This is a genomic window from Rhodococcus sp. P14 (genome assembly GCF_000256505.1).
GTDB lineage: Bacteria > Actinomycetota > Actinomycetes > Mycobacteriales > Mycobacteriaceae > Rhodococcus > Rhodococcus ruber.
Map to the genome: position 1 here is coordinate 1 of NZ_AJFC01000085.1, position 17225 is coordinate 17225.

16 protein-coding genes and 1 pseudogene are annotated in these 17225 nt (G+C 71.8%); 8 read left to right on the forward strand and 9 right to left on the reverse strand.

From position 1 onward, the window contains the following. The 3 genes from OEY_RS0106295 to OEY_RS0106305 form a co-directional block, all read right to left on the reverse strand. Positions 1 to 509, reverse strand: a 509-nt coding sequence (locus OEY_RS0106295; protein WP_029539919.1) for an FAD:protein FMN transferase, incomplete at its 3' end; no start/stop codon positions are given. Between the two features lie 94 nt (positions 510 to 603). After that, on the reverse strand, positions 604 to 2238 hold the full coding sequence (locus OEY_RS0106300) for an acyl-CoA dehydrogenase family protein (RefSeq protein ID WP_010593047.1): 1635 nt from the start codon (positions 2236 to 2238) through the stop codon (positions 604 to 606). Further along, entirely contained in the window at positions 2235 to 2840 is a 606-nt protein-coding gene (locus OEY_RS0106305) for a TetR/AcrR family transcriptional regulator (protein WP_010593048.1), read from the reverse strand. Before OEY_RS0106305 ends, OEY_RS0106300 begins: the two co-directional genes overlap by 4 nt. 58 nt (positions 2841 to 2898) lie before the next feature. Between OEY_RS0106305 and OEY_RS0106310 the strand changes: the two genes are divergently transcribed. Next, positions 2899 to 4134 (forward strand): hypothetical protein, encoded by a 1236-nt coding sequence (locus tag OEY_RS0106310; RefSeq protein WP_010593049.1) that lies wholly within the window; start codon positions 2899 to 2901, stop codon positions 4132 to 4134. A gap of 38 nt (positions 4135 to 4172) precedes the next feature. Then, positions 4173 to 5699: a carboxylesterase/lipase family protein gene (locus OEY_RS0106315; protein WP_010593050.1), complete on the forward strand. Its 1527-nt coding sequence runs from the start codon at positions 4173 to 4175 to the stop codon at positions 5697 to 5699. Positions 5700 to 5703: 4 nt separating this feature from the next. Here OEY_RS0106315 and OEY_RS0106320 read toward each other — a convergent pair whose 3' ends face one another. From OEY_RS0106320 to OEY_RS0106330, 3 genes are read right to left on the reverse strand one after another with little or no spacing between them, the layout of a single operon-like run. Next, positions 5704 to 6030 carry a cupin domain-containing protein gene (locus OEY_RS0106320; RefSeq protein WP_010593051.1) on the reverse strand — a complete coding sequence of 109 codons (327 nt, stop codon included), beginning with the start codon at positions 6028 to 6030 and terminating at the stop codon, positions 5704 to 5706. Between the two features lie 59 nt (positions 6031 to 6089). Then, positions 6090 to 6587 carry a dihydrofolate reductase gene (locus OEY_RS0106325; protein ID WP_010593052.1) on the reverse strand — a complete coding sequence of 166 codons (498 nt, stop codon included), beginning with the start codon at positions 6585 to 6587 and terminating at the stop codon, positions 6090 to 6092. Continuing rightward, entirely contained in the window at positions 6584 to 7378 is a 795-nt protein-coding gene (locus OEY_RS0106330; protein ID WP_010593053.1) for a thymidylate synthase, read from the reverse strand. Before OEY_RS0106330 ends, OEY_RS0106325 begins: the two co-directional genes overlap by 4 nt. An 87-nt stretch (positions 7379 to 7465) precedes the next feature. Between OEY_RS0106330 and OEY_RS0106335 the strand changes: the two genes are divergently transcribed. The 4 genes from OEY_RS0106335 (at position 7466) to OEY_RS0106350 (ending at position 11840) form a co-directional block, all read left to right on the forward strand. Then, a complete protein-coding gene (locus OEY_RS0106335) occupies positions 7466 to 8332 on the forward strand; it encodes an Fpg/Nei family DNA glycosylase (protein ID WP_010593054.1) in 867 nt (288 codons plus the stop codon). A gap of 58 nt (positions 8333 to 8390) precedes the next feature. Next, complete coding sequence (locus tag OEY_RS0106340) at positions 8391 to 9446, forward strand: tellurite resistance/C4-dicarboxylate transporter family protein (protein WP_010593055.1); 1056 nt, start codon at positions 8391 to 8393, stop codon at positions 9444 to 9446. Beyond that, the gene (locus tag OEY_RS0106345) at positions 9401 to 10096 is read left to right on the forward strand and encodes an alpha/beta hydrolase family protein (protein ID WP_010593056.1); all 696 of its coding nucleotides are present in this window, start codon (positions 9401 to 9403) and stop codon (positions 10094 to 10096) included. The genes OEY_RS0106340 and OEY_RS0106345 overlap by 46 nt, the downstream gene beginning before the upstream one ends. A 217-nt stretch (positions 10097 to 10313) precedes the next feature. Further along, positions 10314 to 11840 carry an MFS transporter gene (locus OEY_RS0106350; RefSeq protein WP_010593057.1) on the forward strand — a complete coding sequence of 509 codons (1527 nt, stop codon included), beginning with the start codon at positions 10314 to 10316 and terminating at the stop codon, positions 11838 to 11840. Here OEY_RS0106350 and OEY_RS0106355 read toward each other — a convergent pair. Continuing rightward, complete coding sequence (locus OEY_RS0106355) at positions 11803 to 12561, reverse strand: 2OG-Fe dioxygenase family protein (protein WP_010593058.1); 759 nt, start codon at positions 12559 to 12561, stop codon at positions 11803 to 11805. The genes OEY_RS0106350 and OEY_RS0106355 overlap by 38 nt on opposite strands. Positions 12562 to 12749: 188 nt before the next feature. Next, positions 12750 to 14090 (reverse strand): nicotinate phosphoribosyltransferase, encoded by a 1341-nt coding sequence (locus OEY_RS0106360; protein WP_371851028.1) that lies wholly within the window; start codon positions 14088 to 14090, stop codon positions 12750 to 12752. 231 nt (positions 14091 to 14321) lie between these two features. On the opposite strand from OEY_RS0106360, the gene OEY_RS0106365 reads away from it, so the two are divergent. After that, complete coding sequence (locus OEY_RS0106365; RefSeq protein ID WP_029539920.1) at positions 14322 to 15953, forward strand: sensor histidine kinase; 1632 nt, start codon at positions 14322 to 14324, stop codon at positions 15951 to 15953. Positions 15954 to 15963: 10 nt separating this feature from the next. Here OEY_RS0106365 and OEY_RS0106370 read toward each other — a convergent pair whose 3' ends face one another. Beyond that, entirely contained in the window at positions 15964 to 16602 is a 639-nt protein-coding gene (locus tag OEY_RS0106370; RefSeq protein WP_003937734.1) for a response regulator, read from the reverse strand. A gap of 140 nt (positions 16603 to 16742) precedes the next feature. Between OEY_RS0106370 and OEY_RS0106375 the strand changes: the two are divergent. Then, a pseudogene (locus tag OEY_RS0106375) lies at positions 16743 to 17225 on the forward strand (nitroreductase family protein); the annotation flags it as partial.

Consider the following 17225-nt stretch of genomic DNA (forward strand, 5'->3'; position numbering starts at 1 on the left):
GCGGGACTGTGACCGGCGGTGGCCGTCACGTCGCCCATCCGCACCAGGACACCGCATTCGAGGCTGCGGGCCACGGTCGCGGCGGCCCGATCCGCGGTGTCGGCCCTGGCCGTCTCGGTGATGTCGAGGTTGACGCCGAACGGGGCCAGCACGGTCTCGCCGTCGAGGTGGATGTCGCTGTAGTCGGGGAGCGGATGGATGGGCGGGGTGGCGTCCTCGTCGATCCCTGCGTCGTCGGCCGCCAAGGGACTCACCGTCCCGTCGGTCATCCGGGCGACCCAGAGCGCCGAGCGCAGCAACGCCGACAGCCGCGGGCTGACCTGGACGGGAATGCCCTGGGCGAGGTTGACCTCGTGGATCTCCGCGTCGCCGCGCTGCGGGTTGCACGCCGCCTCGGATTCCGCGATCGCGGCGCGCACCCGCGTTTCGGCCTCCGCCAGGACGGCGTACTCGGTGACGGCCACCGTCACCGGGACCCCCCATTCCCGCCATTCGCTGCTTCTGATCATGAGGGGCTCCGGGCTCGCTCGACGATCGTTGTCGTTACCTCCAGTATGCCCTGTGGATCGTCGCAGGTCCGGGTCGCGCAGGGATCGCCGCAGATCAGACGCGCGCGAGGATCGCCGCGGTGTCCACGCCGGTGGGCATGGTCCCCAGGGCGATGCCCCAGTCGTCGCCCAGCCGGGTGGCGCAGAAGGCGTCCGCGACGGCCGGATGCCCGTGCCGCACGAGCTGTGCACCCTGCAGGACCAGCGCCATCAGTTCCACGATCCGGCGGGCCCGGTACTCGACGTTCTCGAGATCGGCGAGTTCCTTGCCGACGCGCGCCACGGCGTCGTCGAGCCGGGAGTCGGCGCCCTCGGCCAGGCGTACCTCGGCGAAGAACGCGTCCACGGTCTCGGGCTGCTTGACCATCGCCCGTAGCGCGTCGAGGGCGGCGACATTGCCCGAGCCCTCCCAGATCGACATGAGCGGTGCCTCGCGGTACAGCCGCGGCATCCCGGATTCCTCGGCGTAGCCGTTGCCGCCGAGGCATTCGAGGGCCTCCGCGGCGTGGGCGGGGGCGCGCTTGCACACCCAGTACTTGGTGACCGCGAGGGCGATGCGGCGCAGCGCCGCCTCCTGCGGATCCGTCGATGCGCGGTCCGTCGCACCGGCCAGCCGCATCATCATGGTCGTCGCGGCTTCCGACTCGACGATCAGGTCGGCGAGCACGTTCCGCATGAGCGGCTGGTCGACGAGCAGGGCGCCGAACGCCTTCCGGTGGCGGGCGTGGTGGACGGCGCGCAGCGTCGCCGCGCGCATTCCGGTCGCCGAGCCGATCACGCAGTCCAGGCGCGTCATGTTCACCATCTCGATGATGGTGTTGACGCCGCGGCCCTCCGCGCCGACGAGCCAGCCGGTTGCGCCCTCGTACTCGATCTCGGAGGACGCGTTCGACTTGTTCCCGAGCTTGTCCTTGAGCCGCTGGATGCGGATGCGGTTGCGGCTGCCGTCGGGAAGCACCCACGGCAGCAGGAAGCACGAGAGGCCGCTGGTGGTCTGCGCCAGCGTGAGGAACATGTCCGACATCGGTGCGGAGGTGAACCACTTGTGTCCGACGATGCGGTAACTGCCGTCCGCCTGAGGGGTCGCGGTCGTCGTGTTGGCCCGCACGTCCGATCCGCCCTGCTTCTCGGTCATGGACATGCCGGCGATCAGGCCGCGCTTGGTGGACGGTTCCCGGAGCCCGAAGTCGTAGTGCGGGGCGGTGAGCAGCGGCTCGTACGTCGCGGCGAGTTCGGGATTGTGCCGCAGCGCCGGTATCACCGCGTACGTCATGGAGATCGGGCACATGTGTCCCGCTTCGGCCTGGCCCCACACGTAGAACTTGGCGGCCCGGGCGACGTGCGCCCCGGCCCGGGGGTCGCGCCACGGTGCCGCGTGCATGCCGTGCTCGACGGCCACCGTCATGAGGTCGTGCCAGTGCGGATGGAACTCCACCTCGTCGACGCGGTGCCCGTAGCGATCGTGGGTGTGCAGCACGGGCGGGTACTCGTCGACGAGCCTGCCCCATTCCTGCGCACGCGTCCCTCCGGCGAGCGCGCCGATCTCCCGGACTTCGTCCTCGGCCCAGGCGGCTCCTTCGCGGCGCAGGCCCTCGAGCAGTGCCGCGTCGTCGGCCGCCTGGTACGGCACGAGGTCGGGCACCTGGTTGAACACCTCGTGGGTGGCGGGAAACGTGGGTGATTCGGTCATGGCCGGGCTCCTAGTGCGCGTAGGGCGAATGCGACGAGTTCGGGGACGGTGTCGGTGGCGGCCACGCCGGACTGCAGCGGGCCGGTGAGAACCTCGCCGACCGCCCCGACGAGGGCGGCGGCGGACAGCGCCGGGTTGCGAGAGGTGAGATCGCCCGAGTCGACACCGCGGCGCAGGGCGTCCTCGAACGCCGCCGCGAAGGCGCGGCGCAGCACCAGGCGTTCGGCGTCGACGGCCGCGTCGACGGGTTCGGCGAGCAGGGCGTAGGCGAGGGTGGGGTTGCGCAGGGCGCGGCGGGCGAAGGTCTCGACGACGGCGGCCACCTGTGCGGCCGCACCGTCCGGCCGGGCCGCGTCGGCGGCCGCGACGACGGCGTCGACCTCCCGGCCGCACAGGCTGCGGAAGATGCGCACCATCAGTTCGGACTTGTCGGCGTAGTGCCGGTAGACGCTGCCGGTGGCGACGCCGGCGCGCTCGGCGACCGCCGCGATGGACAGTCCCTGGTAGCCGCGCTCGGACAGCAGGCTCACGGCGGCGTCGGCGATCGCCTCGCGTTGCGCGTCGAGCCGCTGCTGCACGGCGGGGGTCCGGCGGTAGGCCACGAAAGAATTGAACCTCGATTCACAGCTTGGGTCAAGGACGGCGGCTACCGTCGGGACCGTGAACCGGCTCAGCGTGGTGGACGAGATCTTCCTGTACAGACATCGCGGCCTCGGCCTGCCCGTCGCACTGCAGGGACTGTGGCGCACCGGCGACACCGTGGGCGCCCCCCTGCTGATCTCGCTGCACGACGCACTCGGCCGCGGCCCCCTCGGCCGCCGCGTGGTTCGCCCGCACGTCCCGGGCGCCCGCCCCCGGCTCGAGCCGGGCCTGCGCAGCTACCCGCTGCGCTACCCACCCGAGCCGATCCCCACCACCGACGTCCTCACCTGGGCGGACCAGCAGGCGGAAGTGGACGTCGACCCCGAACTCGGACCGGGCTGGGCGCTGACCGCCACCCGCGTCGAGGGCGGCGGAACGGTCGTCTCGCTGGTGTGCTCGCACGTGCTCGCCGACGCGCGCGGTCTGATCGACGCCGTCGCCGACGCGCTGGCCGAGCGGATCCGTCCGTCCGACCCCGAGCGCGTCTCCGACCTCCGCGACGCCGCGCGCCTGGTCCGTCGCGTCGCCCGCGGCCTGCGCCGGGCCCGCTGGTCCCCCACGACCGGCAAGCCCCCGCGTCCCCGTCCGATCCGCTCACCGGCGCGGACGGCACTGCTCGACGTGGACGCGCTCGCCTGGGACACCGCCGCCGACACGGCCGGCGGCACCCCCAACTCGCTCTTCCTCGCCCTCGCCACGGGCGTCGCGCACCGCGCCGGGCTCGACTGGCCGGTGCGGATCGCGGTGCCCGTCGACGGCCGCACCGCCGCGCCCGGGCTCCCCGGCGCCGGCAACGGGGTGACGATGACCGAGGTGGTGGTCGACGCCTCCGATACCCCGGCGTCGATCCGCCACCACGCCCGGGCGGCGTACACCCGCGGCCGGGAGGGGGCGCCGCACGGCCTGCCGGACGAGGCGCTGCAACTGCTGCCCGACCGGCTCGCCGCGCGCATCGCCGCCGGGGCCGGTGAGCGGGACCTGCTGTGCTCCAATATCGGACCGTTGCCCGCGGTGCTCGACGGCTTCGGGCCGCACCGCACCACCGGCGTCGCGACCCGCGCCGTCCACCCGGGACTCGCGACCGCCCGGGCCGCGACATCCACCCGGCTCGCCGCATACCTGTGCCGTCAGGGGGACCGCTACACCTTGGCCCTCGTCGCACTCGACGACGAGTGCTTCCCCACCCGGGCCACCCTGCGCGCCCACACCGACGCCGAGCTCGCCGCCCACGGCCTGCACGGCCGGCACTGGTAACGCGGCACCTATGACCGGCCGTCACGTACAGTTCGAACATGGCGGACGAGACCCTTGTCACAGTTTCCGACGGTGCCCTGCGGGGCACCCGCATCGGCGACCTGCTCGCCTGGCGCGGAGTCCCCTACGCAGCTCCTCCGGTCGGCCCGCTGCGACTGCGCGCCCCGCAACCGGTGCAGCCGTGGACCGGCGAGCGCGACGCCACGCACTTCGGTGCCGCGGCGAGCCAGCACCCACGGGGCCTGACCATCGGCTTCCGGAAACAGCAGCCCGCGAGCGAGGACTGCCTGACGCTCAACGTGCTGGCACCCGCGGCCCCCGCCGCGGCACCCCGACCGGTGATGGTGTTCATCCACGGCGGCGCCTACACGCTGGGCACTACGGCGCTGCCGCTCTACGGCGGGGAATCGCTGGTACGCCGCGGTGACCTGATCTACGTGTCGATCAACTACCGGCTCGGCAGCCTCGGCTATCTCGACTTCACCGAATTCTCCACGGCCGAAAGACCGTTCGACTCCAATCTCGGACTACGCGACCAGGTTGCCGCGCTGGCGTGGGTGCGCCGCAACATCGCCGCCTTCGGCGGCGACCCCGACAACATCACGATCTTCGGCGAGTCCGCCGGCGGCAATGCCGTGACCACGCTGCTCGCCACCCCGGCGGCCGAAGGACTGTTCGCCCGCGCCGTCGCCCAGAGTTCGGCACCCAACCTCGTCGTCGACGCCGAGCATGCGGCCGAGTGGGCGCGACGTTTCGTCGAACTGCTCGGCGCAGACCGGGATTCCGCGGTCGAGGCACTCGGGTCCGCCACTCCGGTCGACTTCGGCCGTGCCGCCCGGCGGCTCAGCGGGCGCATCCTGCACGAGACTCCCGGCCTGCACGCGTTCGGTCCCGTCGTCGACGGCGACTACCTCCCCACCACCCCCGTCGAGGCCTACGAAACCGGTGCCGCACATCGGGTTCCGCTCGTCATCGGCACCAACGCCCGGGAGGGGACGCTGTTCCCGCGGGTCCTCGACGCGCTGCCGACCAATCAACTCCGCATCGAGCAGATGTTCGGGCTCACCGATCCCACGGCCCAGGAACGCGTCGTCGCGGCCTATCCCGGGTATCCGGACGCCCGGGCGGCCGTCGACCTCGGCGGCGACCTCACGTTCTGGCATCCCTCGATCGAGATCGCCCAGGCCCACTCCCGCCACGCCCCCACCTACAGCTACCGGTTCGACTACGCGCCGCCGCTGCTGCGCTGGACCGGCTTCCACGCCACCCACGCCTTCGAACTGCTCTCCGTGTTCGGCCAGGCCGACACCGCCCTGGGACGGGTGGTCACCGCCGCCGGGGGCCGGCGTGCGCTGCGCACGGTGAGCGACGCGGTGCAGCGCCAATGGCTGCACTTCGCGCACGTGGGAGAGCCGCTGCCGTCGTGGCCGCGCTACGACGAACACGACCGCGCCACCGTCGTCTTCGACGACCCGACGCACGTGGAGTACGACCCGTGGCGGGAGCGGCGACTCGCCTGGGCCGGGTACCGCGGCTACCGCGGAGTGGCGCTGCCGCAGCGGTGAGCGCTCACTTGACCACGGTCAGCAGGAACACGACGTCCTCGAGCGCGGTGACGCTGTGCCGGACGGTGGGCAGCACCAGATAGTCGCCGGTCGAACCCTTCCAGGAATCGTCCCCGGCGATCAGGGACAGGCGCCCGCTGAGCACCTGCAGGGACCCCTCGCCGGGGCCGTCGTGCTCGGCGAGTTCGTGTCCGGCGAGCAGCGCGACCATCGTCTGCCGCAGATGCCTGGCGTGCCCGCCGAAGATGGTCTGCGAGCTGCGGCCGCTGCTCGATGCCGCCGCCAGCTTCAGTTGCTGTCGCGCCAGAGCCGTGAGGGATAGCTTGTCCATGGCTGCCCTTCCTGGTCGGGGTACGCCCTCGCAGTATGGCCCACCGGACGCGCCACCGGTCAGGTTCGCGTGTACCGGACGAAACGGAACCCGATTCCGTCGCCGGATTCCTGCCGCTCACCGACGTCCACGGCGGTCCACTCGGAACCGATCGGCGGGGCGAAGGCATCCGCTCCGGTGTCCAGGTCCACCTCCGTGACGACCAGCTGCGTCGCGTGCGGTACGGCCTGCGCGTAGATCTGTCCGCCACCTATGACGCAGACGTCGCCGTCCCCGGCGAGCGCCAGGGCCTGCGGCACCCCGTGGGCCACCTCGGCGCCCGCGTCCGACCAGGCCGGGTCGCGGGTGACGACGATGTTGCGCCGGCCCGGCAGCGGCCGGAAGCGCGGCGGCAGCGACTCCCACGTCAACCGGCCCATGATCACCGGCTTTCCCCGCGTCGCGGCCCGGAAGTGCGCCATGTCCTCGGGGATGTGCCACGGGATCGCACCGTCGCGGCCGATGCCCCCGGCGCGGTCCTGCGCCCAGATCAGGACGACGTCCCCCGCCGCCGTCATACCGCGACCGGGGCCTTGATGGGCGGGTGGTGCCGGTAGCCGGTGACCTGCACGTCCTCGTACTCGTACTCGAAGATCGACCCGCGCCGGTTCAGCTCCAGGGTGGGGTACGGATAGGGCTCCCGGGCGAGCTGCTCGGTGACCTGCTCGACGTGGTTGTCGTAGATGTGGCAGTCCCCGCCCGTCCACACGAACTCGCCCGGCTCGAGATCGGTCTGCTGAGCGACCATGTGGGTGAGCAGCGCATAGCTGGCGATGTTGAACGGCACGCCGAGGAACAGGTCGGCGCTGCGCTGGTACAGCTGGCAGCTGAGCCTGCCGCCGGCGACGTGGAACTGGAAGAACGCGTGGCACGGCGCGAGCGCCATCTTGTCGATCTCGCCGACGTTCCACGCGGAGACCACGATGCGCCGCGAGTCGGGGTCGGTGCGGATGGTGTCGATCGCCTTGGTGATCTGGTCGATGTGCCCGCCGTCGGGGGCCGGCCAGGACCGCCACTGCACCCCGTAGACGGGACCGAGCTCGCCGTCGGCGTCGGCCCACTCGTCCCAGATGGTCACGCCGTGCTCCTGCAGCCACTTGACGTTCGAGTCGCCGCGCAGGAACCACAGCAGCTCGTACACGATCGACTTCAGGTGCACCTTCTTGGTGGTGATCAGCGGAAAGCCCTGCGCGAGGTCGAAACGCATCTGGTGCCCGAACAGGCTGCGCGTACCGGTGCCCGTCCGGTCCGCCTTCGGCGTGCCGGTCTCGAGCACCAAGCGGAGGAGGTCTTCGTACGGGGTGGGCACGGCAGTCACCCCGACAGGCTATCGCCCGTGCGTGGTTGTGGTCGTCGGGGCAGCCCGAAGCACGCACGAGCGCGATAGCCTGGCACCATGCCCGAGCTGCCCGAGGTGGAAGCCCTGGCGGTGTTCCTGCGCGAGCACGCCGTCGGTGCCGTCGTCGGCCGGATCGACGTGGCGGCGCTCAGCGTCCTGCAGACCGCCGACCCGCCGGTCACCGCGCTGCAGGGCCGCGACGTCACCGGCGTGTCCCGATTCGGGAAGTTCCTCGCGGTCGACTGCGCCGGGCTCTGGCTCGTCGTGCACCTGTCACGCGCCGGGTGGCTGCGCTGGCAGGACAACCCGTCGCCGGCCCCGCCGAAGCTGGGCCGCGGCCCACTCGCGCTGCGGGTACATCTGTTCACCCCCGAGGCCGCCACCCCCGCCTTCGACCTCACCGAGGCCGGCACCCGCAAACGTCTGGCCGTGTGGATCGTCGACCGCCCGCAGCAGGTGCCCGGCATCGCCCGGCTCGGTCCCGACGCCCTGGCCGTCACCGCCGACGAGCTGGCCGCGCGACTGGCCGGCAGCACCGCACGCCTGAAGACCGCCCTCACCGACCAGCAGGTGCTCGCCGGGATCGGCAACGCCTACTCCGACGAGATCCTGCACGTCGCCCGGCTGTCGCCGTTCGCGCCGGCGGGCCGGCTCGGCGAAGAGCAACGACAGGCGCTGTACGACGCGATGCGCACGGTGCTGCTCGACGCCGTCACCCGTTCCGTGGGGCAGGACGCCGCACGGCTCAAAGGCGAGAAGCGGTCGGGGATGCGGGTCCACGCCCGCGCCGGGCTGCCCTGCCCGGAGTGCGGCGACACCGTCCGCGAGGTCGCCTACGCCGAGCGCTCCTTCCAGTACTGCCCCACGTGTCAGACCGGCGGCAGGATCCTCGCGGACCGGCGGCTGTCGCGGCTGGTCAAGTGAGCGGTGCCGTGCGGACCCGCGCCGATCCGGACGGGCACCCCGGCGGTAGCGTGCGGCTGTGACGGTTCTCGACGGTCTCCGCGGGTGCGCCCGCACGCTCGACCCCGGCTACTTCGCGCTCGTGATGGCGACCGGCATCGTGTCGATCGGCATGCATCTGCACGGCCTGACGACGGTGTCGGCCGCGTTGCTGCTGGTCTCTGCCGTCGCCTACGTCGTCCTGCTCGCGCTGACCGGGTGGCGGCTCGTGCGGTTCCGCGACGAGGTCCGCACCGACCTCACCGACGCGAGCCGCGCATTCGGATTCTTCACGTTCGTCGCGGGCAGCAACGTGCTGGGGATCCGCCTGACCATGGACGGGTGGCACTCGACGGCCGCGGTCCTGCTCGCCGCCGCGGCCGCGACGTGGCTCGTGCTCGGCTACGTCATCCCGTGGACGGCGGTGCTCGGCACCCGCCGGCGCCCGGTGATCGCCAAGGCCAACGGCAGCTGGTTCGTGTGGGTGGTCGCAGCCCAGTCGGTCGCACTCGCCGCGGCGACCCTCGAGCCGGTCTACGACGACCTGCGCCGGCCGCTGTCGCTGGTGGCGGTGTTCGCGTGGTCGGTGGGCCTGTTCCTCTACGCCGCGGCGGGCGTGTTCGTCGCGGCACGGATGATGCAGTATCCGCTGCGGCCGGTGGACCTCACGCCGTCGTACTGGGTGTCGATGGGGGCCGCGGCGATCACCGTGGTGGCCGGTTCCCGCATCGTGGCCATGGAGTCGGCCCCGATGGTCGACGCCACCCGCGGACTCGTCGCCGGGCTGGTCGTGGTGTTCTGGGCGTTCGCGACGTGGCTGCTGCCCGCCCTCGTCGCCGCCGGATGGTGGCGGCACCGCACCCACCGCATCCGGCTGCGCTACGAACCGGGCCTGTGGTCGATCGTGTTCCCGCTCGGGATGTACGGCGTCGCCGGGATCTACCTCGCCGAGGCCGACGAGCTGCCGTGGGTCGGTGTCGTCGGCCGGACGGAACTGTGGGTGGCCGTGACGGTGTGGGCGGCGGTGTTCGCCGCGATGCTCGTGCACCTGTGGCGCACGGTGCTGCGTCCGCGTCCGGCTACCGTGGGCCGGTGACGACCGAGGCCCTCGACGACGATTCGGTGCACGGCGTGCTGCATCACCCCGACGGCGCTCCGCGCGGTGCGGTGGCCCTGACCCACGGGGCGGGCGGCAACTGCGACGCGGCGATCCTGCGGCAGCTGTGCGGCGCGTTCGCCGACGCGGGGTTCCTCGCGTTGCGCTTCGACCTGCCGTTCCGGCGCCGACGCCCGAAGGGGCCGCCGCAGCCGTCGCGGGCCGCGGAGGACCGGGCCGGGATCGCGGCGGCGGCCGAGGCGATGCGGGCCCGCACAGTCGGCCCACTCGTGCTCGGCGGTGTCTCGTACGGCGGCCGGCAGACGTCGATGCTCGCGGCCGAACGGCCCGGCGTCGCGGACGCGCTCGTCCTGCTGTCCTATCCGCTGCATCCGCCGGGCAAGCCCGAGAAAGCGCGCACCGAGCACCTGCCCGCGCTCGCCGTGCCGGCGGTGTTCGCCCACGGTGACCGCGACCCGTTCGGCACCCTGGACGAGATGCGCGACGCGGTGCCGCTGATCCCAGCGCCCGTCGTGCTGCTCCCGGTGACGGGCGCGGCCCACGACCTCGGCAAGTCGAGGACCGATCCGGCACCGTCGATCGTGCACGCCGTGTCCGGGCTGCTCTCGGACACGGCGTCCCGGGCGTAGCACCCCCGACCGCGGGCGGGGCGTCGGTGGCCGGGTCTCGGGTGGATCCTCCCCGACGACGGCCGGGGCGGTCTCTCGCATCCAGCCGAACCGCCGTTGCAGCCGGTGTCCGGCAGTCGATTCGGCCCTCCAACCTCCGACGGGACGCGGAATCCGGGGGTTAGAGTCGATCACGTCGGACCTGGGAGCAGGGAGGTGGGCGGTGCCTACGTCTCGGTTGCAGACCCCCGCGAGGACCCTGCCGATCATCCTGGCCCTGTCCCTCGCCTTCACGATCACGGTCGTCGACCCGCTGGTGCTGAGCCTGAACATGCCCCAGGTGAGCCGTGCCCTCGATGTGCCACCGCAGCTCGTCGGATTGCTCGGCGGCACGGCGACACTGGTGATGGCCGCAGCCGTCCTCGCCGCGGGCAACCTCGGCGACGCGTTCGGGCTTCGACGCCTGCTGATGTCGGGACTGGTCGTCGTCACCGTCGCCGATCTGCTCTCCATGCTCTCGCCCCACTACGCCTTCCTGCTTGCGATGCGGGTCGTGGCCGGATTGGGAATGACGGCGCTGCTCGGAGTGCCGCTGGCACTGCTCAAGACGTCCGTGACGGACAAGCAGCGGCCGACGGCCATCGGCGTCTTCGTGGCCGTCGAGATGATTCTCTGTGGGGTACTCCCTGCGTTGACGGGCTGGGCGGTGGCGGCCGCCGGCTGGCAAGTGGTGTTCCTGGTCGCACCGCTGCTGGCCGTGATCTCGCTTCTGCTGACGGCGAGGTTCGTCCCGGAGACGCCCGTTCAGCATCGCGCTCGGCTGGACGTGGCCGGCGTCGTCCTGGTCGGTACGGCGCTCCTGGCACTCGTCATCGGGCTGGCAGCCGCGCAGAACGGCATCCTCCGGCCCCAGACATGGCTGCCGTTGGCTGTCAGCGTGGTCGCCGCCGTGCTGTTCGTTCGCCACGAACGTCGCACCCCCGTACCGGCACTGGACCTGGCTCTGTTCGGAAGCCGGGCCTTCAGCGTGGCTCTGGCGGCGACCTTCACACTGAATTTCCTCATGGCCGGGCTCGGCATCGTCCTGGGGCAGTTCGGCAGTGTGGTGCTCGCGCTGTCGCCGGAGACCGTCGGCCTGCTGTTCCTCCCCGGCACGCTGCTGATCGCCGGTTTCGTGGTCTGGTCCGGGAGCCTGGTGGGGAGGTTCTCGCCGAGACCGGTGATGGTCGTCGGCCTCCTGTTCATGGCAGCCGGCGGACTGCTGATGGCGGGCACGGTCGATCCGGCAATGGCGCTGTGGTTGCTCGTCTCGGCCGTGTGGCTGTACAACCTGGGCTCGATGGTGACCTCCACCTCCGTGTCCGAGACGGTGCTCTCGCAGGCGCCGAGCGGGCAGTCCGGAACGGTGGCTTCCGTGCAGCTGGCCTTCGGGATGACCGGCTATGCGTTCGGGCCCACCGTGTACCTGCTGCTTCTCAACGTGTTCTTCCAGCGAGAATGGCTGGCCGACACCGAGGCACGCGGGCTGACGGCGACCCAGGGCGAGCAGGCCGTGGATGCCGCGCGTAGCGCGGTGGCGCAGAGCCTCGGTGGCGCCGGGTACGACCCGAACCTGCTCCGGCAGGCGGGCGGTCTCGATCTCGGCGCGGACCTGGCCGACGCGGTGCGCCTCACCATGCTGACGGTCAGCGTCCTGCCCGTCGCCGTGGCGGTGGCGGCCTTCGTGCTCATGTCCCGCCGCACGGGGCCGACGGAGCGAAGGTGACCACCAGCACGTCCCTCCGCGCCGGCTTTCCGGGGTCGACGGGCCGGATCGGCGAAACACCGTGCCAGGTGCAACGGTCGTCGCCCAGGAGGAAGGTGCCGGGTTCGCGCAGGGTCGTCGTCACGAGTCGCTCGCCGTCCGGGCCGAACACCGAGCTTTCGCCCCCGGCGGCGTTGTCGACGCCGATCAACAGGGAACCGACCAGCGTGACACCGTCGCGGTGCACGCCCTCGGGTGTGGGCCGGCCCTCGTTGTCTGCCGAGGCGACCACACGGAACGGATGCACCCACACCGTCCATTCGGGAGCTTCGTCGAGGACCGGCGCGATCCGGCCCACGAGCTTCACCGTGCGCTCGAACAGCGGATCTTCGAGGAACGCGGCCCTCAGCGGTTCGAAACGGCGGTCCCGGGCGAGGTAGAGGACGTTGGAGCCGTCCGGCTGGACGAAGTCCCGGTGCGCCGCGGGCTCCAGCGCGCCGTCGGCCGTCCGGTACCGGAATCGGCCGTAGCGCCGCAGCCGGTGCACACCCTGTTCTGCCGCGTACGGGTCGGGCTCGAGCTCCTCCCAATGCGCGGAGAACCGGACCCACGCATCGGCGTCGGCACCGAGGGATCGCCACAGGTCTGCCGCCGGCATCAGGAACGTACCCACGGAGGCGAGCGCACGCCGTGCGGCGTCGACCGGATCCGTGCCGGACTCCGCACCCCCCGCAACCGTCATCGACTCAGAATCGGCGAGGACGGCCCCCAGCGCAACCGTCGCCGGTGCAGACCACGCCGCTGCCCACAACGCCGCTGCCCACCGAAGAGCCGCCGAAGGAAACCCATGGGGTCGACGAGCGCGAACGCCACCGTCGGCACGGCGAGCTGCCCAGGAAGCGGCCTCCGCCCGCCGCGGCAGTCAACCGGTCAGGGAGCCTGCCGAGCACCGCGCAACCGATCCAGATCGTCCTGCACCCGTGCACTCACCGCCACGGGATACGGCGCCCCCGCCTCGTCGAGGGAACGAAGCGCCGTCGGAAGGGCGTCGATCTGCTGCCGTGCACGCCGTCGCGCGTCGTCGAGTCCTGTGTCGTACTGCGGCAGCCGCCGGCCGGCTCTCATGACGGGCACCAGCAGCGGCTCACCCGGGAGGTCCTCGTCCGGCCGGCCGATGGTGTCGCCGGCGAATACGCCGCCGTCGGTCCGCCGGAACACCTGCTTGCGCCCGGGATGGAGCACCTTGCCGCTCGACAGCTTCGTACGTCCGACGCCGGCGTACTCGACCAGCTTGTACGCCATGTCGAGGGTCGGCGCGTCCTGGGCGATCGACAGGTGGGTGCCCACACCGAAGCCGTCGACGGGGCAACCGGCGTCGAGCAGTGCCGCGATGCTGTACTCGTCGAGGCCCGACGAGGCGAAGATCCGGACGTCGTGCAGCCCCGCTGCGTCGAGCCGGGCGCGCGCGGCCTTCGACAGGGCACCGAGATCACCGGAATCCAGCCGGATCGCGCGCACGTCGAACCGATCGCCCAGCCGCCCGGCCAGGTCGACGACGAGGTCCACGCCGCGCAGGGTGTCGTAGGTGTCGACCAGCAGCGTCGTACCCGGATACAGCCGGGCGAACGCCTCGAAGGCCTCGGCCTCGTCGTCGAAGGCCTGGACGAAGCTGTGCGCCATCGTGCCGAACGCCGGAATCCCGTACTCCCTGGCGGCGAGCAGATTCGACGTTCCGGCGGCTCCCGCGAGGTATCCGGCGCGGGCGACTTCGAGCGCGGCGTCCGTGCCGTGCGCCCGGCGTGCGCCGAAATCCACCACCGGGCGCCCCTGCGCGGCCTCGACGATGCGCGCGGCCTTGCTGGCGAGGACGCTCTGCAGGTGGATCCGGTTCAGCACGAACGTCTCGACGAGCTGTGCCTCCAGGATCGGCGCGACGACCTGCACGATCGGTTCGTTCGGGAAGACCACCGTGCCCTCCGGCACCGCCCACACGTCGCCGGTGAAGCGCACCGCAGCGAGCTGTCCGAGGAACTCGTCGGAGAACAATCCGAGCCCGCGCAGGTATCGCAGGTCGTCGTCCTCGAACCGGAACGCCTCGAGGAAGTCGAGCACATCGGGCAGGCCGGCGGCCACCACGTACGACCTTCCGGGCGGCAGCTTCCGGAAGAACGTCTCGAACACGGCCGTCTCCGACATGCCCCGGACCGCGTAGGCCTGCGCCATCGTGACCTCGTACAGGTCGGTGAACAGCGCGGCGCCCGGGAATCGCACGGCGACCGTCACCCGAGCCCGGTCCGGGCCGGTGTGTTCTCCATACCCGAATTCTCACACGCCGGCGAGGCGCCGGCGGCCGGTTGCGTCCGGTGCACGAGAGGGGCCGTCTTCGACGGCACCTATGCTGACGGTGTGAGCACTACCGGTGACGCTACGACCGCCGGCACCGCCGTCGGTCGCCCCGGTGACGGCACCGCCGTCGGTCGCCCCGGCGACCGCACCGCCGACATCGACGGACTGCTCGCCGAGATCCGGGATCGGCTGACCGACACCGTCACCACCCGCGCGAGCCTGCAGAGCCTGCTCGAGGCGGTGCTCGTCGTCGGGTCGGGTCTCGAACTCGACTCGATGCTCCAGCGCATCGTCTCCGCGGCCGTCACGCTGCTCGACGCCCGCTACGGCGCGCTGGGCGTGCGGGCTCCCGACGGTGGACTCTCGGAGTTCGTCTACGTGGGTATCGCCCCCGAGGCGCGCGGCCGCATGGGGCATCTGCCGGAGGGCCGCGGCCTCCTCGGTCTGCTCATCAACGACCCGAGGCCGGTGCGCATCGCGGACCTGTCCCGGCATCCCGCGTCGATCGGCTTCCCTCCGGGACATCCGCCGATGAAGAGCTTCCTCGGGACCCCGATCATGGTGCGCGGCAAGGTGTTCGGCAGCATCTACCTCACGGAGAAGGTCGGTTCCCCGGCGTTCACCGAAGAGGACGAGGTGATCCTGAAGGTGCTCGCGACCTCCGCGGGCGTCGCGATCGACAACGCGCGCCTGTTCGAAGGCTCCGTCACCCGCGAACGCTGGCTCGAGGCGGTGGCGACGATCAACTCCCGGCTGCTGGTCGGCGGCTCGGTCGACGAAACGCTGGAACTGCTCGTCGACCGCGTGCGCGACCTCGCCCACACCGACGGCAGCTACGTCGTGCTCGTCGACGGCACCCAGGGCACGGTCCGGGCCGCCGCCGCACCCGGCCCGCCGTCGGCCGGCACTCGCCTCGACCTCACCGGTTCTCCTGTGCTCGAGGCGATCCGGACGCGGCGCACCCTGCTCACCGACAGTCTCGAGGGCATCCCGGACGCGGCGGGCACCGACGGCCGCGCCGTCGTCCTGCCGTTGTCCGCCACCTCCGGCGCGAGCGGCGCCCTGATCGTCACCCGGGCGGCCCGATCCGACGCGTGGGACGACGAGGACGTCACGCGGCTCGAATCCATGGCCGATCTCGTCACCGTCGCGCTGGAGTTCGCCACGCAGCAACGCAAGAAGCGGTTGCTGGACGTGCTCGCGGACCGCGACCGCATCGCGCAGGATCTGCACGACAACGTGATCCAGCGGTTGTTCGCCACCGGGATGAGCCTGCAGAGCACGCTGGTTCCCGGCACCGACCCCGACCGGGTCGCGAACGTGGTCCAGCACGCCGTCGAGCAACTCGACCGCACCGTCCGCGAGATCCGCACCACCATCTTCGATCTGCACACCACCGGCGCCGCGGCATCGACCAGCCTGCGGCGGCGGCTGCTGGACGTGGTCGGCGACCTGACCGCCCAGTCGCCGGTGGCGCCGAACGTCCAGTTCTCCGGGCCGATAGACACTCTGGTCCCCGCCCGCATCCATCCGCACGCCGAAGCGGTGCTGCGGGAAGGACTCAGCAACGCGTTGCGTCACTCGCAGTCGGAGAAGATCTCAGTATCCGTCTCAGCGGGAGACGAATTCACGATCGAGATCGTCGACGACGGCATCGGGCTGCCGGACGCCCCGCGCCGCAGCGGCCTCACCAACCTCGAGCGGCGCGCCCAGCAGTGCGGCGGCCGCTGCAGCATCGGCCCCGGCGCGACGGGCGGCACGCGCGTGGTGTGGCAGGCGCCGCTCTGACGGGTCGGCGTCAGACCTCGCGCTGCTTGCGCAACTCGGTGGCGAGCACCGCGGCCTGCGTGCGACGCTGCATCCCGAGCTTGGCCAGCAGCCGCGAGACGTAGTTCTTGATCGTCTTCTCCGCCAGGAACAGCCGCTCGGCGATCTCGCGATTGGTCAGGCCCTCCCCGATCAGCTCGAACACGGCCCGTTCCTGGTCGGACAGTTCGGCGAGCGGATCCGCCGTGCGGGACGCGCGGATGCGTTCCATGAGCGCGGCCGTGGCCCGGCTGTCGAGCAGCGAGCCGCCGGCCGCGACGGTCCGGATCGCCGACACCAGGTCGGTGCCGAGGATCTGCTTGAGCACGAATCCGGACGCACCCGCCATGATCGCGTCGAACAGGGCCTCGTCGTCGGCGTAGGAGGTGAGCATGAGAGCGCGCAGCTCCGGCATGCGGGCCCGCAGCTCACGGCACAGTTCCACGCCGTTGCCGTCGGGCAGACGCACGTCGAGGACCGCGACTTCGGCTCCGCTCCCCGGGATGCGGGCCAGCGCCTCGCCGACCGACGCGGCCTCCCCGACGACCGTGAAGTCGGGCACGCTGTCGAGCAGGTCGACCAACCCGCGCCGCACGATCTCGTGGTCGTCGACGAGAAATACCCGAGGCATCGTCCCTCACCTTTCCTGGCACCGGTGTTGCGGTGACCATGCTCGCACACCACCTGCCGCGGGCCGTTCGACGGCAGTTTCGGGACCTTCGGCACATGCGCCCGGCACAGTCCACGGGCGATGCTCGGAACGTCGCCCCGATGAGCCGTGCGGGGGTGACCGACCAGGACGAGGAGGCTGCGATGTCCACGGTGCCCGACACCTGGTCCACGAGCGACACCGAGGTCATCGCGCGTGCCGTGATCGAGGCCCCCTCCATCCACGACACCCAGCCGTGGAATCTGCGTCTCCCGGCGCGCACCGCCGAACTGGAGGAGCGGGTCGAGTTCGCCGCGCCCGGTCCGGACCCGTTGCGCCCGGATCGCCTCATCTCGTGCGGGGCCGCCGTCGCCAATCTCGAACTCGGCATCCGGGCGCTCGGCTGGAGCACCCGGACCCTGCTGCTACCGGAGCCGGAGCGGCCCGAGTTGATCGCGCGGATCGAGGCGGCGGCTCCGGCCACCCCGTCGAGCACCGATCTGGGGTACTTCGCCGCGATCTCGCACCGGCGCAGCCACCGCGAGTCGTTCGCCCGGATCCCGGTGCCGGCCACCACCATCGCCGACGTGATGGCGGGCGCCGGC